14 protein-coding genes are annotated in these 14,660 nt (G+C 51.0%); 1 reads left to right on the top strand and 13 read right to left on the bottom strand.

Annotated features, from left to right (window positions below):
- Positions 1-4: 4 nt before the first annotated feature.
- From HF894_RS13145 to HF894_RS13085, 13 genes are all read right to left on the bottom strand, one after another.
- Positions 5-736, bottom strand: coding sequence for a DUF4271 domain-containing protein (locus tag HF894_RS13145; RefSeq protein ID WP_075319167.1), 732 nt, complete (start codon positions 734-736; stop codon positions 5-7).
- Positions 736-1,323 carry an LOG family protein gene (locus tag HF894_RS13140; RefSeq protein ID WP_204972967.1) on the bottom strand — a complete coding sequence of 196 codons (588 nt, stop codon included), beginning with the start codon at positions 1,321-1,323 and terminating at the stop codon, positions 736-738. Before HF894_RS13140 ends, HF894_RS13145 begins: the two co-directional genes overlap by 1 nt.
- A gap of 139 nt (positions 1,324-1,462) precedes the next feature.
- Complete coding sequence (gene metK, locus HF894_RS13135) at positions 1,463-2,755, bottom strand: methionine adenosyltransferase (RefSeq protein WP_204970190.1); 1,293 nt, start codon at positions 2,753-2,755, stop codon at positions 1,463-1,465.
- Between the two features lie 226 nt (positions 2,756-2,981).
- Positions 2,982-4,010, bottom strand: coding sequence for an endonuclease/exonuclease/phosphatase family protein (locus tag HF894_RS13130; RefSeq protein ID WP_204970189.1), 1,029 nt, complete (start codon positions 4,008-4,010; stop codon positions 2,982-2,984).
- Positions 3,940-4,479: a 2-amino-4-hydroxy-6-hydroxymethyldihydropteridine diphosphokinase gene (folK, locus tag HF894_RS13125; RefSeq protein WP_204970188.1), complete on the bottom strand. Its 540-nt coding sequence runs from the start codon at positions 4,477-4,479 to the stop codon at positions 3,940-3,942. The genes HF894_RS13130 and folK overlap by 71 nt, the downstream gene beginning before the upstream one ends.
- A gap of 7 nt (positions 4,480-4,486) precedes the next feature.
- Entirely contained in the window at positions 4,487-5,545 is a 1,059-nt protein-coding gene (queA, locus tag HF894_RS13120; RefSeq protein WP_021846677.1) for a tRNA preQ1(34) S-adenosylmethionine ribosyltransferase-isomerase QueA, read from the bottom strand.
- A 30-nt stretch (positions 5,546-5,575) separates the two neighbouring features.
- On the bottom strand, positions 5,576-6,292 hold the full coding sequence (gene truB / locus HF894_RS13115) for a tRNA pseudouridine(55) synthase TruB (protein ID WP_075318175.1): 717 nt from the start codon (positions 6,290-6,292) through the stop codon (positions 5,576-5,578).
- A gap of 6 nt (positions 6,293-6,298) precedes the next feature.
- A complete protein-coding gene (locus HF894_RS13110) occupies positions 6,299-7,153 on the bottom strand; it encodes an undecaprenyl-diphosphate phosphatase (RefSeq protein WP_022021780.1) in 855 nt (284 codons plus the stop codon).
- Between the two features lie 23 nt (positions 7,154-7,176).
- Positions 7,177-7,422, bottom strand: coding sequence for a DUF3098 domain-containing protein (locus HF894_RS13105; protein WP_075318174.1), 246 nt, complete (start codon positions 7,420-7,422; stop codon positions 7,177-7,179).
- A gap of 33 nt (positions 7,423-7,455) precedes the next feature.
- Positions 7,456-8,337 (bottom strand): cell division protein FtsX, encoded by an 882-nt coding sequence (locus HF894_RS13100; RefSeq protein ID WP_204972951.1) that lies wholly within the window; start codon positions 8,335-8,337, stop codon positions 7,456-7,458.
- Positions 8,334-9,236, bottom strand: coding sequence for a class I SAM-dependent methyltransferase (locus HF894_RS13095; RefSeq protein ID WP_204972949.1), 903 nt, complete (start codon positions 9,234-9,236; stop codon positions 8,334-8,336). Before HF894_RS13095 ends, HF894_RS13100 begins: the two co-directional genes overlap by 4 nt.
- A gap of 307 nt (positions 9,237-9,543) precedes the next feature.
- Positions 9,544-10,206, bottom strand: a complete 663-nt coding sequence (locus HF894_RS13090) for a polysaccharide deacetylase family protein (RefSeq protein WP_204972947.1) — start codon at positions 10,204-10,206, stop codon at positions 9,544-9,546.
- Between the two features lie 97 nt (positions 10,207-10,303).
- Positions 10,304-13,732, bottom strand: coding sequence for a protein O-mannosyl-transferase family (locus HF894_RS13085; protein ID WP_204972945.1), 3,429 nt, complete (start codon positions 13,730-13,732; stop codon positions 10,304-10,306).
- 287 nt (positions 13,733-14,019) lie between these two features.
- Here HF894_RS13085 and HF894_RS13080 point away from each other — a divergent pair.
- Positions 14,020-14,660, top strand: a 641-nt coding sequence (locus tag HF894_RS13080; protein ID WP_218417851.1) for a PL29 family lyase N-terminal domain-containing protein, incomplete at its 3' end; no start/stop codon positions are given.

The raw sequence follows: 14,660 nt of genomic DNA, 5'->3' as shown, positions 1-14,660 counted from the left end.
CGTCCTAAAATTTTATTGTCAAAAAATCGTTTAGTTGTGTCAACCCGCTGTATAACATAATACAAGGGCTGATTTCAAGGGCACAAAAGTATAAAATTAAAAGGAAACAGCCGAACAAATTGTGACAAAAAAGCTTTATCCATTTGTAAAACATCAATATTTTAACCAAACCAAGCAGAAGGAGGCCGATTATAACACAATTTTGCAGACTGAAATCGAGGTAGACTACCATGAGAATAGAGAGAAAAAGCCCGAATCCCATATAGTATAAGAGAGTGGAATAAGATTCCATCCAGAAATCCACTGTACCTTTGTCAAAGAAAATCCATCCAAGCATAGAATAGATAGACCATTTCAGAAAGAGGTATAGTATGCAACTTGCTATGTAGCCGGCAAGGAGGAAGGAAGATGGTATAGTATGGATTATTTCAGGGTAGAGGTCGCTGAAACAGACGAAGAGGTAAATGCCGGCCAGTACGCAGGTTTGAAGAATCAGTACCAGCAGAAAACGAATGTCTGTTCCTGAGGATATTGCAAAGATGCTAGCTCGTTCACGGTGCATGATAAAGTCTTTGCCTAGCTGGAGCAAAAACTTACGGCTGCGGGAGAGAATATAGGATGATAGTAGGAAGCAGCACAATAGTAGCAACGCGATGGTATCGTCACGTCCTGGCAGATAGGGCAGGGGGATGCCTTGTTCTGAGATGGGTATAGCCTGGAGCAGTGGCGAAAGTATCATAAAGCAGCAAATTTACGGATGGAAACGTCCCAAATAGGAGTGGTTTGTATTTGTGTTATGGCCTCTTCAGGTGTATTGGCTACACGCCAGATATCCATGTGGCGAACACCCATGAAATGTTCTTCGGCTGCACGGGCGAACATTTCGAGTAGCGGGTTATAGTAGCCTTTCACGTTCAGGATGACGATGGGGTTCAGATAGAGGCCCAGTTGCTTCCAAGTGATGATCTCGAGCAGCTCTTCTAGTGTGCCGCAACCGCCGGGCAGGGCGATGACAGCGTCACTTAGGGCAGCCATCTTCTGCTTGCGTTCGTGCATGGTGTTGATTTCTATCAGTTCGCTCAATCCAGTATGATGCCAGTTCTGCTCTACCATAAAATGGGGAATGACACCTGTTACCTTCCCTCCAGCCGCTAGCGCAGCATCGGAAACAGCAGCCATCAATCCCATATTTCCGGCACCGTTGACTACACGGATACCATTCTGAGCCAACAGGGTACCCAACTTACGGGCTGTTTCAAAATATACAGAATCGATTTTCGTACTCGACGCACTATAGACACAGACAGCATTAATCTTATTCATCATGATGACACGGATTGGTTTTGCAGGCAAAGGTACATGATTTCAGTCAGAAAAGTACGCTTACAGACAAAAAAACGAGGGTGTACCAAAAGGATTCCCTTCCTTTGACACACCCTCGGTAAGAACAAATACTGCCGGATTATAATCCGAAAGCAGCTTTTACCTTATCTACATAGTCGAGTTTCTCCCACGTGAAGAGCTCTACCGTAACATCCTTGTTGCCTTCGTAACGGCTACGGAAATGCTTGGTCACAATTTGAGGCTCACGTCCCATGTGTCCGTAAGCTGCCGTTTCCTGATAGATGGGGTTACGCAGTTTCAGACGATCCTCAATGGCTTTGGGGCGGAGATCGAAGATTTCGTCAATCTTGCGGGCTATCTCACCGTCGCTCATGTTCACATGGCTACGTCCATAGGTGTTGACGTAGATGTTGATGGGGCGTGCCACACCGATGGCATAGCTGACCTGTACCAAAATTTCGTCGGCCACACCGGCTGCAACAAGGTTCTTGGCAATATGACGAGCGGCATAGGCAGCCGAGCGGTCTACCTTCGAGGGGTCTTTGCCGGAGAAAGCACCACCACCGTGTGCACCCTTACCGCCATAAGTATCTACAATAATCTTGCGACCCGTCAAACCGGTATCGCCATGAGGACCTCCGATTACGAACTTACCGGTAGGATTGACGTGATAGGTGATGTGGTCATTAAACAAAGCAAGCACTTTCGGAGCATGGATAGAAGCGATGACACGAGGCATCAACACTTCGATGACATCCTTGCGGATGACGGCCAGCATTTCTTCATCGGCTTTCAGTTGGGCAGCCTCCGTACCATCGGCAGGCTGGATGAAGTCGTCGTGCTGCGTGGAAACGACGATAGTATCAATGCGTACAGGCGTGTTGTTGTCGTCGTATTCGATAGTTACTTGGCTCTTGGCGTCGGGGCGTAAGTAGGTCATCTGTTTGCCTTCGCGGCGAATGTCGGCCAGCACCTGAAGGATGCGGTGTGCTAAGTCGAGTGAGAGTGGCATGTAGTTCTCAGTCTCGTTGGTGGCGTAACCGAACATCATACCTTGGTCGCCTGCACCTTGCTCCATGGGGTCCTCACGCTCTACCCCTCGGTTGATGTCAGGGCTTTGCTCGTGGATGGCGCTCAGCACGCCGCATGAGTTGCTCTCGAACATGTATTCGCCTTTCGTATAACCAATCTTCTTGATGACTTCACGTGCAATGAGTTGGAGGTCTACGTAAGCTTTAGTCTTTACTTCGCCGGCCAGTACTACCTGTCCGGTTGTTACCAGCGTTTCGCAAGCTACCTTCGAACTAGGGTCGTAGGCCAACAGTTTGTCAAGTACAGCGTCCGATATTTGGTCGGCCACTTTGTCGGGGTGTCCTTCAGACACCGATTCGGATGTAAACAAGTATCCCATTTCAATAACAGTTAAATAATAATTAATAAAACAAAGTTTGAATGGGAAAGTTCAGCGAGTAGAAGTATCGGCTCGTGGCCGTACTGTTCAGAAAAGTATGTGTTTTAGCATTTTTTTCTGTGGTTGCAAGCTACTCAAATCTTTCCACATAGTTATTTCGGGTACAAAGATAGCGCTTTTTCTTCAAGAAACGATGCTTTAGGCCAAAATTAACGTTACACGAAGATTATTTTAGTCTGAAAGTTACTAGCACCCCTTTATGGTCGGTAGGCCAAACGCCCAAAGGTAGCAGGAAACGGTCTTTCGATTCTTCGGGCATACGCTTGCTGTTGACGATGGAGCCACGGGGGCCGAAGATGACGGCATCCTTCAGTTCAACGGCCGGATGCGGATGGTAAAAAACATAGTCTATACGGTCGCGTTCATCGGCTTTGGGTGCCCACGTCAGCTTCTCGACGGGGATAAGCGGGTTGTCGGCAGGGAAAGTGAAACCGGGATAGTTGATAACGTAGGGATAGAGTTCGCGGTACGTATCGACAAAACCGTTGTTGTCTAGAAGCAGGGGAACCGTCCAGGGCACAATCAGGCCGTTGTGGTCGAAGAGGTCTTTTGTCTCGCGCGTCCAGTCGAGGTGTGACGGCTCGTTGAAGTCGCCGCCCAATATCACGATGGTCCCTTCGGCAATGTCTTTCTTCGCTTCGGCGATGAAGTTGCGGATAGCGTCGTCGCGCAGGGAAGCGTCGTTCACCTGCAACACTTCGCACACCGTCTGCGGAATGGGGATTTCCTTCCAGGTGGAGCCATCATAACCGCGTACGTTGTAATAGGCATCGCTCAGGTAGTCCAGATGGGCCGTATAGACGGCTATTCGATGCCCGTGGATGGAACTTACCATCTTGTAAATGCTCCCGTGGTCGTCCTTCGGGGGGAAAACGGTCAATGAATCTGTAATGGGATAACGGCTCAGCAGTCCCGAATCATAACTGAAAAAGGAATAATAAATTTCGCCTCGTTGCTTCAACGATTGGACGATACGGTCGCAAAAGCGGGTATTCTTATAATTCCTTACTTCACTGAGTGTTACAAAGTCGGGTTTCAGGCGGACTATCTCGTCCACAATGGCATCATATCCTCCCTTTACCTGCGTACCTTCCTGCCAGATGTTCCATTGCAATACGGTAAATTCATTCTTCTCTTGGGCTTTTATACATAGTATAACCCATAGAAGCAGGATGAACAATCCTATTTTTTTCATTTTCTTTTTGTTTTGATAAGATTGAATATGTCAGCTCAGGAGCTATTTCTTTTAGTGGTTTCATTACAAAATCGCGGAGATGTATCAATGGGTGAGGTAACTTCAGTTGCGGAGTGTCCATGAGTACTTCTCTGCCCGATATATCTAGGCAAATTAGCAGGTCTATGTCAATGATACGGTCGTGATAAATACCGTCTACAGATTTACCTATACGTCCCATTTCGTACTCTATCGCTTGTGTACTTTCCAGAATTTGTAAGGGATGCAGGGTCGTATCAACTCGACAGGCTGCATTCAGAAAACCGTTTGCAGAGTCAAATCCCCAAGGGACAGTTGCGTAAAAAGCGGACAGGGAAACCACTTTCCCTATCCGCTCTTCTATCTTCTGAACAGCATCGCGAAGATTCTGCTCTTTATTGCCGAGATTGGTACCCAGACCTAAATAATATATAAATGAAGAATCCTCCATTAAATGATTATTTATCTGTAATAAGCATAGCGTCACCATAGGTACCGAAACGGTACTCTTCTTTTAGAGCTACGTCGTAAGCATTCATCACCTGTTCATATCCTCCGAAAGCGGCCACAATCATCAACAAAGTAGAAAGTGGCATGTGGAAATTAGATACCATTGCATTGGCTACCGTAAAATCGTAGGGCGGGAAAATGAACTTATTCGTCCAGCCGTCGTAAGTCTTCAGATGGCCGTCGGTGCTGACGGTACTTTCGATGGCACGCATTACGGTTGTGCCTACAGCACACACTTGCTTGTTCAGGTCCTTGGCACGATTCACGATATTCACGGCTTCTTGATCTACAATCATCTGCTCAGAGTCTGTTTTGTGCTTCGTCAGATCTTCCACATCGATTTCGCGGAAATTGCCTAAACCTGCGTGAAGTGTGATGTACGCAAAGTCTATTCCTTTGATTTCCATGCGTTTCATCAACTCGCGGCTGAAGTGCAGATTGGCTGTTGGAGCCGTTACGGCACCTTCGTGGCGGGCAAAGATAGATTGGAAACGTTCGGCGTCTTCTGGTTCTACAGGACGGTTGATGATGCTATGGGGCAATGGAGTTTCTCCTAATGCGTAGAGTGCCTTCTTGAATTCATCGTGCGGGCCGTCGTAAAGGAAGCGCAGGGTACGTCCACGTGAAGTGGTGTTATCAATGACTTCGGCTACCATTGAATCGTCGTCTCCAAAGTAGAGCTTATTTCCGATACGTATCTTGCGGGCAGGGTCGACGAGTACGTCCCACAAACGCAGTTCTTCATTCAGCTCGCGCAACAGGAATACTTCGATACGGGCTCCTGTTTTCTCTTTGTTGCCGTACAGGCGGGCGGGGAATACTTTGGTGTCGTTGAATACAAACACGTCCTTGTCGTCGAAATAGTCCAATATGTCCTTGAACATCCGATGTTCTATTTCCCCTGTCTTGCGGTGCAGCACCATCAGACGCGACTCATCCCTGTACTTGGTGGGATGTAAAGCGATCCTTTCCTCAGGAAGCTTGAATTTGAATTGCGACAGTTTCATATCTTTCCTTTCTTTTATATTGGGTTGATTTTATTGTTCCTCTTCTGTATCTGTCTCTATTTCCTGTGCATTGATCCAGTCCTTGAAGTCGAGCGGATTGAGGCAGTCCTCAATACGAACATCCCCTACGCGTGTACGTTCCAAGGCTGTCAGGTGGGCGCCGCTGTTCAGTGCTTCGCCGATGTCGCGGGCCAGGGCACGGATATAGGTACCTTTGCTACATACCACACGTACTTTTATTTCAGGCAAATTGCATTCCAACAGCTCTATCTCATCAATTACGAGCAACTTGGGTTTCAACTCCACGTCCTCACCCTTACGCGCTAGGTCATAGGCGCGCTTGCCGTTCACCATACAGGCAGAGAAAGCGGGAGGGATCTGTTGTATCTCGCCGACAAAACGTTTCAGCGTCTCTTCTACCAGCTCGCGGGTGATGTGCTCCGTGGGATAGACGGCATCTATCTCGTGCTCCAGGTCGTAGGAAGGAGTCGTGGCGCCCAGCCGGATGGTGGCGATGTACTCCTTCGTGTGATACTGGAACTCTTCTATCCGCTTCGTTGCCTTGCCCGTGCACACAATCATGACACCCGTAGCCAGGGGGTCGAGCGTACCGGCATGGCCCACTTTCAACTTCTTCACGCCCAGCCGCCGGCAGATGTGGTAACGCACGTGGCCCACCACCTTGAACGATGTCCAGCCCAACGGCTTGTTCAGGTATAAGACTTCTCCTTTCTTGAAATTCATCATCTATCTTTATAAGACCTCCAGCGAGTGTCCACACAGCAACATAATTATGATCAATCCTCCTACAATAATCCGATACCAGCCAAAAGCTTTGAATCCATATTTGGTAACAAAACTGATAAAGAATTTGATAGCCAATAATGCGACTATAAATGCAACCACGTTACCTATAAGCAAAGCAGACAAATTATTGACCAGAATCTCGGTTCCTCCATCCAAAAACAATTTCAAGACTTTATAAGCCGTTGCTGCAAACATTGTAGGGACAGCCAAAAAGAACGAAAACTCTGCTGCATCTTTACGCGTCAGCTTTTGGGACATACCACCTACAATCGTAGCCATAGAACGAGAAACTCCGGGTATCATCGCTATACACTGAAACAAACCGATAAAGAAGGCTCGCTTTTCCGTCACTTCCGTCTTCTCACTGCCCTTGGAGAAGATACGGTCACAAAATAGCATGAAAATGCCCCCTATCACAAGCATTACAGCTACAACTACCACACTTTCAAGCATCGCATCTATTTTGTCACTGAACAGAAAACCTAAAACAGCAGCCGGTATAAAAGCTACAAGTAACTTCCAATAAAAATCAAATTTATGCAGAAAGCGTTGTAGAGAAGACGCACCTTGCGGAGCAGGCGTATGGTTCAGACGAAAGAAACGCTTCCAATACAAACATACGACCGAAAGAATGGCGCCAAATTGTATAATTACAGTAAAAGCCTTCACAAACTCTGTGCTCTCCACTCCCAACATATTCTGTGTTATAATCATATGTCCAGTAGAAGAAACAGGCAAAAATTCCGTCAATCCTTCCACTACAGCAATAATTATTGCCTCCCATGTAGTCAAATCACCCATATTGTTTATCTATTCAATTTATGTTATTCTTCTTCTGAAACATTTTCATCCTTGGGGCGGCGCAACACGCCATAAATCATGAACAGGAAGCCCAGCAGGCACACTACAGGAGCTACCTTGATGCGGCGCGCACTGAAGATATCGGGCTCGAAGTGCGTCGGCGTGGACGAAGGGCCCGTCATCAGCACAAAGCCGATGATGACCACCAGCATACCCACGGCCAGCAGAATGAAGTTGGTCTTGTCGAAAGCAAATTTTTTCTTATCCATATTCTTAAATCTTTTTTTATTGTCAGACTGATCTTAAATGCGATAAAGCGCACCTGCTTTCATGCGGAGGTATTTGTTGACCGAGAAAAGGGCGCATAACCATGTGATAAGCACGCCAAAAAGCAATACGGCTACTGATACTAGCAGCATGATTTTGGGGGTGACGACTTTTACCAGTTCAGGCTCCTTTTCTACCAGCCAGGTAGCGGCACCCCACAGAAGGCCGTCAGCCAAAGCTGCCGCCAATACGCCTGTCCAGAAGTTACGACGCAAGAAGGGGCGTCGAATGAAGTTCCAGTTGGCTCCCACCAGCTTCATGGTGTGTATCAGAAAACGTTTGGAGTAAACAGCCAATCGTATAGTGTTGTTGATCAGTGCAAATGATATCAGGGTCAGTATGACGGCGAGACCTAGCAGCAGCAGGCTGATCTTGCGGATGTTGTCGTTTACCACATTTACCAATTCTTTTTGATAAAGCACGTCCTGTATATCGGTATTCTTTCGGATCTGCTTTTCTATTTTGGCGATGCTGTCCGTGTTGGCATAGGCCGACTTCAACTTCACTTCGATGGAGGCCGAGAAGGGGTTATAGCCCAGAAATTCTTGCGGATCGGTGCCCATTGCTTCGGTTTGTTCCTCCAAAGCCTGTTTTTTGGAAATGTATTCGGTACTCTTCACGAAAGGTTCCTTATTCAAGTTCTTTTGCAGGCGCAGGATGTCGCGCTCCTTCATGTCGTCGCTGATGACGATCGAGAAGTTGATATTCTCTTTTACATACACTGACAAGTTGTGGGCAGCCAGCACGAAGAATACCACCATGCCCAACAACAGCAGAACCAATGTCGTACTGATGCAGGAAGTGACAAACTGCATGTCAAAGAGGGAGGTCGTGTGATGGGTAGGCTTGGACTTCATAGACTCTTTTTTCTGAATACATAGATCATTGAACTGCTGCGCTCTTTATGTACCAACGAACTGAACCATGCCACTGTCCCCGTCAGCATCCCGCGCAGGAAAGGGAGCGAACGGTTCATGTAGCGCTCGGAAAGCATGGACACGTAGAACGCGTCGAACGGCATCGGATGGCGTTCGGACATGATGAAACCATGCTTCGAAGCAAACTGCTGGATGGTAGAGGGAGTGAAGTGCCACAGGTGTCGGGGTACATCGTAGGCAGCCCAGTAGGCTCCATACTTGCGGGCATCGTACGAAGAACAGTTAGGAACTGCTACCAGCAGCATTCCCTTGTCTGTCAGCAAGGTGTTCAGAGTTTCCCATGTCTCGTCCAGATGCTCCAGATGCTCCAATACGTGCCAAAGCGTGATGACGTCGAAACTTCCCGACGTATAGTCTTTCAGGGCTGTTTCCGGTTGTACTTCCAGTCCGAAATGCGCCTTGGCGAATTCGCGGGCGGAGGCATTCTTCTCCACAGCTTCTACTTGCCATCCCAGCCGCTTCATTGTATCGGCGAAATAGCCCGTACCCGTACCAATGTCGAGCAGGCGTCCGTCCTTGCGGTGGGTGACACGCATCACCAGCTTTGCTTTCCGCTTCAGCATGTAGTGACGCACCCAGTGATAGATGCGATTCATGGCACCCTTCTTCGTATCCGAATGGGAAATATAGTCTGGAGTTTCGTAATAACGGCCGATTTCAGCTTCTGTCGGGAAGTCTTGCGTGAAAAGGAAACCGCAATCTTGACAACGGCACAAATGGAAGACTTCGCCTGTAGCATAGTGGTCTACACAGGTAAGCGTCCTTTCCAAATGGTTTCCGCCGCACAATGGACAGGTTGTTATAGTGAGTGTATTCATCGAAAATCCGGCCTATGGGGGTGTGCTTGCGGACAATTAGGGCACAGCACACCTAAATTTGATGCAAAATAACAAATAAAAAGTGACTTACGTGCCTTTTGTTAAGGAGATTTAAGACATGTACCTGCGCGTCTGCACTCTTTGTTCCCTTGTCTTTCCTGTCCGTTGTGGCGTCCGTTCTGACACAGTGCTTTGTCGGGGTGCGACACAGTGCTTCGTTATGGTCTGATGAAGCACTGTATGAGGAAGTCAGGAAGCACTGTGTTAGATGACCAGAAAGCACTGTGTCAGATGGCCACAGTTTTGCTTACAGCAGCTTGAACGCATACCCTTCTTCCTCCAGAAAGTTGAGGGCGCGGGGGAGGGCATATTGCAGATTGCCGCTGTCCCACGACTTGAGGGAGTCGTGGAAAGTGATGATGGAGCCGTTGCGGGCGTAGCGCATGACGTTGGCCAGAACTTGCGGGCCGCGGAGCTTCTTGCTGTAGTCGCGGGTGACGAGATCCCACATGACGATTTTGTACTTGCGCTTCAGTAGCATGTATTGCGCCCATCCCATATGGCCATGAGGCGGACGGAACAGGAGGGGGTGGAGGGCTTTGTCGGTCGTTTCGGGATCGCAGATGGAGAGCATGAAGTCGTGTGCCTCTTCCGTATTCTCCAGGTAGCTGTAGGAGGTGAAATATCTGCGGCTGAAACCGCGGATGTGATTGAAGGTGTGGTTGCCGATGCGGTGGCCACGCTCTACAACCATGCGGAATTCTTCGGGGTGTTTTCGAATGTTGTCGCCCACCATGAAGAAGGTGGCTTTGATGTTGTGTTGGTCCAGCAGATCGAGTACCCAGGGCGTGACTACGGGGATAGGCCCGTCGTCGAAAGTCAGGTAGACGGCTTTCTCGTCGGGGTTCATCCGCCACAGGGCGCTGGGATAGAGTTTTCGAAACAGTTCGGGAGGTTGTTCGATAAACACGGTAGTAGTGTGATTAGTGGTTAACGGTTAGTGGTGGAGCAGTGAGTGATGAGTGTCCTCCGGATGGAGTGCTCACCACTCACTGCTTACCGCTAATTTACCTTTTCATTCTGTTTACATACATTTCATACAGTTCTTCCAACTTGGCGCGATAGGTTTCGGCCAACGGTGACTTGTATTGCTCCATTTTCTTGACTTCTTCGCTGAGGAGTGCCCAGTGGTACTCGAACTCGCGACTGGAAATCATGAAGCGGCCTTCGTCGAGGCTCATGTACCAGGTCATGTATTCGACGGCCTTGTCGGCAAGGGCTTGGGCGATGTGGTCGCCTTTCTCCATTTCGCCCAGCTTGTACCAGGCTTCGGCCATTTGTAGGGAGCCGTTCTGCCAGTCGTAGGGCACGTTGCAGGCCGGAATCATCTTCTCGGCATACTCCAGTGCGGCGCGTGCCTTGTCATTCTTGCCTTCGGCCAGGAGTTGTCCGATAAGCTGTGCGAAGATGCGGCGGTGCGAGTAGCACATGCGCATGGCATTCTCGTCGATATAGATGCCGGGCTTGTCGATGCCGCCGAACTTGAACTTGTTCATCAGGTTGTCGTACATCTTTTCGCTGTCTATCTTCACGCCGGTCTTGTTCGTGTCGAAGGGTGTGAAGCGGTAGGCGAGACCTTCCTGGATGAAGTAGTTGTCCAAGCCGAGCTGGTTTTCCTGTCCTACGCTGACGGCGATGTAGATGGGACGCTCCCAGTTGGCTTCGGCCAGCATTTCGAGCATCATCAGCTCGCTCTTGTAGAGGGCGCGCTTGGGATGGTAGTTGCCCTGCGAATCCTTGGTGCGGAGCTTGATAGGCATGTAGTCGGGGATGGAGTCGCCCGGCAGCAGCATGCCGCTGCGGCGTACGGCTTCCTTGTCCACTTTGATGACCACGCTGTCTGTGGGGATTACTTGCAGGTCCTTGTTCTTGTTGCGTACCCAGTACTTCAGGATGTTCTTCAGTTCGTAGGGATTCTCACCGAATTCCTTCTGTACGTTGATCTTGGCTTCGGGGTTGCCTGCGAGAGCTTCTTTTTCGGCCTGCGCGTAGAGGGCGTCGATGCTCTTCTTGTATTCAGGCTGGACGGTGATGTATTCGTTGGTTCCCTCGACGTAGTCCATGCGGTCCCAGGTGATGGGGAGCGACGGCGAGTCGTAGGCCGGACGCTTCATCTGGTCGATGTACCAGTCGGTGTTGAGGTACGACAGGTTGCAGGTGCGGGCGTCAGTGCGGAAGCCTTCGGTCTCCTGGTTGTACCACAGGGGGAAAGTATCGTTGTCGCCGTTGGTGTAGATGATGGGGTTGCCGCTCTCCTGGAGAGACATCAGGTAGTTCTGCCCGAAATCGCGTGCCATGTAGCGGTCGCTGCGGTCGTGGTCGTCCCAGGTCTGGCTGGCCATCTGGATGGGGATGAGGAGGCAGACGACGGAGACGATGAGGGCAACGGCCAGCGAGGGTTTCAGTTCGGGAGCTTCCTCACTTTCGCCCGATGTTTCGGCTTGGGCGGCGGATTTGCTCCGCATCCACTTGCTCAGCAGCTGGATGAGGCCGGCGACACCCATGCCGATCCAGATGGCAAAGGCGTAGAACGAACCGGCGTAAGCGTAGTCGCGTTCACGCGGCTGGCTGGGCGTCTGGTTCAGGTAGAGCACGATGGCGATACCCGTCATGAAGAACAGGAAGAACACGATCCAGAACTGCTGGATACCCTTCTGTCCGCGATAGGCTTGCCACAGCAGGCCGATGATACCGAGTAGCAACGGCAGACCGTAGAACACGTTGTGTCCCTTGTTCTCCTTCAGGTCGGTGGGGAGCAGAGTCTGGTCGCCTATGAGCAGGTTGTCGATGAAGTCGATGCCCGTGATCCAGTTGCCGTGCTCTATCTCGCCGAAGCCCTGGATGTCGTTCTGTCGGCCCACGAAGTTCCACATGAAGTAGCGCCAGTACATCCAGTTCAGCTGGTAGGAGAAGAAGAACTTGATGTTCTCCCACTGCGTAGGCATCTTCACCATGATCATTTCGCCGCACTGGTCGTAGGGCACTTCGTAGCCCTTGACGTCCTGCCAGGCTTCATACTGCTGGGTGTGTGTGCTGCTGTACATGCGGGGGAAGAGCATGTTCTGTGCATATTCGTAGTCGACGCGTCCGGGTATCTCGATGTACGAGTCTTTCTCGTCGGGCGTAGCCTTCTCCTTGCGGATGAACTTGGTGCCATTGTACGAGATGCGCGGCTGGCAATAGCCGTCCTTCACGTCGAGGGCTACCTTCGAAGTGTAGGCGGGTCCGTAGAACAGCGGGCGTGTGCCATACTGCTCGCGGCCCAGGTATTCGCCCAGCGTGAAGATGTCTTCGGGCGAGTTCTGGTCCATCGGCGTGTTGGCCGTGGAGCGGATGACGATGAGGGCGTACGACGAGTAGCCGATGACCATCATCATGGTGCACAGCAAGGCGGTGTTCAGCGTGCGGGCGCTGACGCGGTATTTTTCTTTCAGGCGGTCCTGCGTCTTCGGGTTAAGGTAGAGCCACAGCAGGGCGATGACAATGATGCCGATGACTACGGCACCTGCTCCGTGTCCGTAGAACGGGATGCCCAGCATGGCGATGGTCAGGACGAACGAAATGGCCATACGCATTTTGTCTTTCTCTGTATAGCTCTCGTACACGCCCCAGATGAGGCAGGCGGCCAGCAGGATGATGTAGACGATGACGCCCGTGTTGAACGGCATGCCCAGCGTGTTGACAAACAGCAGTTCGAACCATCCGCCCACCTTCACGATGCCCGGCACGATGCCGTAGAGCACCACGGCTACCAGCACGGCAGAGCCGATGAGCGCCAGCAGCGAGCCACGGGCGTTGGCGTTAGGCACTTTCTTATAGTAATATACCAGCACGATGGCGGGCAGACAGAGCAAGTTCAGCAGGTGGACGCCGATGCTGAGGCCCGTCAGATAGGCTATCAGGATGAGCCAGCGGTCGGAGTGTGGCTGGTCGGCCACGTCTTCCCACTTCAGGATGAGCCAGAATACGATGGCGGTGAACAGCGACGAGAACGCATATACCTCGCCCTCGACGGCCGAGAACCAGAACGTGTCGCTGAACGTGTAGGCCAGCGCGCCCACTACGCCGCTACCCATGATGGTGGCCATCTGTCCGCGGGTGATGTGGTTTTCGTCCTTCACTACCAGCTTGCGCACCAGGTGCGTGATGCTCCAGAACAGGAACAGGATGCAGGCGCCGCTCATCAGCGCGCTCATGTAGTTCACCATCCGTGCCACTTCCGAGGGGCCGGAGGCGAAGAGCGAGAAGAAGTTGGCCACGAGCATGAAAAACGGTGCTCCGGGCGGGTGTCCCACTTCCAGTTTATAACCGGTGGTGATGAATTCCGGGCAGTCCCAGAAACTGGCGGTCGGCTCGATGGTCAGGCAGTAGACCGTGGCCGCGATGAAGAAAGTAATCCAACCTGTCAGGTTGTTGACGAACTTGTACTGTTTCATTCAGTTGTGTAGATGATATAACGTTATAATCTGCGAGTTTTTATAAAAACGTGGCAAAGATAAGTATTTCGTATTTAAATACGCACCCCTGCGGGCGAATATTAGGATAGGTTAAAGATTGCGTCCCGTGGTACAAGGAACTTTTTTTACAGAAAAACTCGTTTTTTTGCTTGATTAAACGACGCGTTTTATTACATTTGCAACACGCACTCGTTGTAGGGACGCACCACGGTGCGTCCGCCTCCCCCGGCAAATGCTATGAGAACCAATTTTAATCGGACAACTATATGAAAGCAAGAAAGACCTTAACCCTCCTCCTGCTCGCCGCGCTGACCTTGGCGGCCTGCAAGTACGACGACTCCGAACTCTGGGAGCAAGTGAACCAAAACACCGAAGAACTGGCCGCACAGGCCGCGCGCATCGCCGCCCTCGAAGCCTGGCAGGCGGAAACGAACACCAATATCGAGGCCCTACAGACGCTGCTCAGCACGACGGACTACATCACCGCCGTGACGCCCGTCGTGAAGGACGGCGTGGAGGTGGGCTTCACCATCAGCTTCCTGAACACGCCCGCCATCACCATCTACCACGGCACGAAGGGCGACAAGGGTGACAAGGGCGACACCCCGCAGATAGGCGCCGCGCAGGCCGAAGACGGCAACTGGTACTGGACGCTGAACGGCGAGCTCCTGACCGACACCGACGGCAACCCCATCCGCGCCAACGGCACGCAGGGCGAGCAAGGCGACCAAGGCCCCGCCGGCGACGACGCTCCGCTGCCTCAGCTGGCCACGGGCGCGAAACTCAACGAACAGCAAATCACCACCGACTCGCAGAACAAAAACATCGAGCCCGACGCCATCTACCTGAGCGTGGACGGCGGCAAGACCTGGACGCGCGTCAGCGGCGAGGACGGCGAGAAAGGTGA

The organism is Caecibacteroides pullorum (genome assembly GCF_019239235.1).
Classification (GTDB): domain Bacteria; phylum Bacteroidota; class Bacteroidia; order Bacteroidales; family Bacteroidaceae; genus Bacteroides; species Bacteroides pullorum.
This window is presented reverse-complemented; position numbering and strand designations above follow the sequence as displayed.

Bases quoted from the DNA above. Each gene is read 5' to 3' on its own strand.
- HF894_RS13140 (WP_204972967.1), bottom strand. From the start codon at position 1,323: ATGAATAAGATTAATGCTGTCTGTGTCTATAGTGCGTCGAGTACGAAA.
- metK (WP_204970190.1), bottom strand. From the start codon at position 2,755: ATGGGATACTTGTTTACATCCGAATCGGTGTCTGAAGGACACCCCGAC.
- HF894_RS13130 (WP_204970189.1), bottom strand. From the start codon at position 4,010: ATGAAAAAAATAGGATTGTTCATCCTGCTTCTATGGGTTATACTATGT.
- folK (WP_204970188.1), bottom strand. From the start codon at position 4,479: ATGGAGGATTCTTCATTTATATATTATTTAGGTCTGGGTACCAATCTC.
- queA (WP_021846677.1), bottom strand. From the start codon at position 5,545: ATGAAACTGTCGCAATTCAAATTCAAGCTTCCTGAGGAAAGGATCGCT.
- truB (WP_075318175.1), bottom strand. From the start codon at position 6,292: ATGATGAATTTCAAGAAAGGAGAAGTCTTATACCTGAACAAGCCGTTG.
- HF894_RS13110 (WP_022021780.1), bottom strand. From the start codon at position 7,153: ATGGGTGATTTGACTACATGGGAGGCAATAATTATTGCTGTAGTGGAA.
- HF894_RS13105 (WP_075318174.1), bottom strand. From the start codon at position 7,422: ATGGATAAGAAAAAATTTGCTTTCGACAAGACCAACTTCATTCTGCTG.
- HF894_RS13100 (WP_204972951.1), bottom strand. From the start codon at position 8,337: ATGAAGTCCAAGCCTACCCATCACACGACCTCCCTCTTTGACATGCAG.
- HF894_RS13095 (WP_204972949.1), bottom strand. From the start codon at position 9,236: ATGAATACACTCACTATAACAACCTGTCCATTGTGCGGCGGAAACCAT.
- HF894_RS13085 (WP_204972945.1), bottom strand. From the start codon at position 13,732: ATGAAACAGTACAAGTTCGTCAACAACCTGACAGGTTGGATTACTTTC.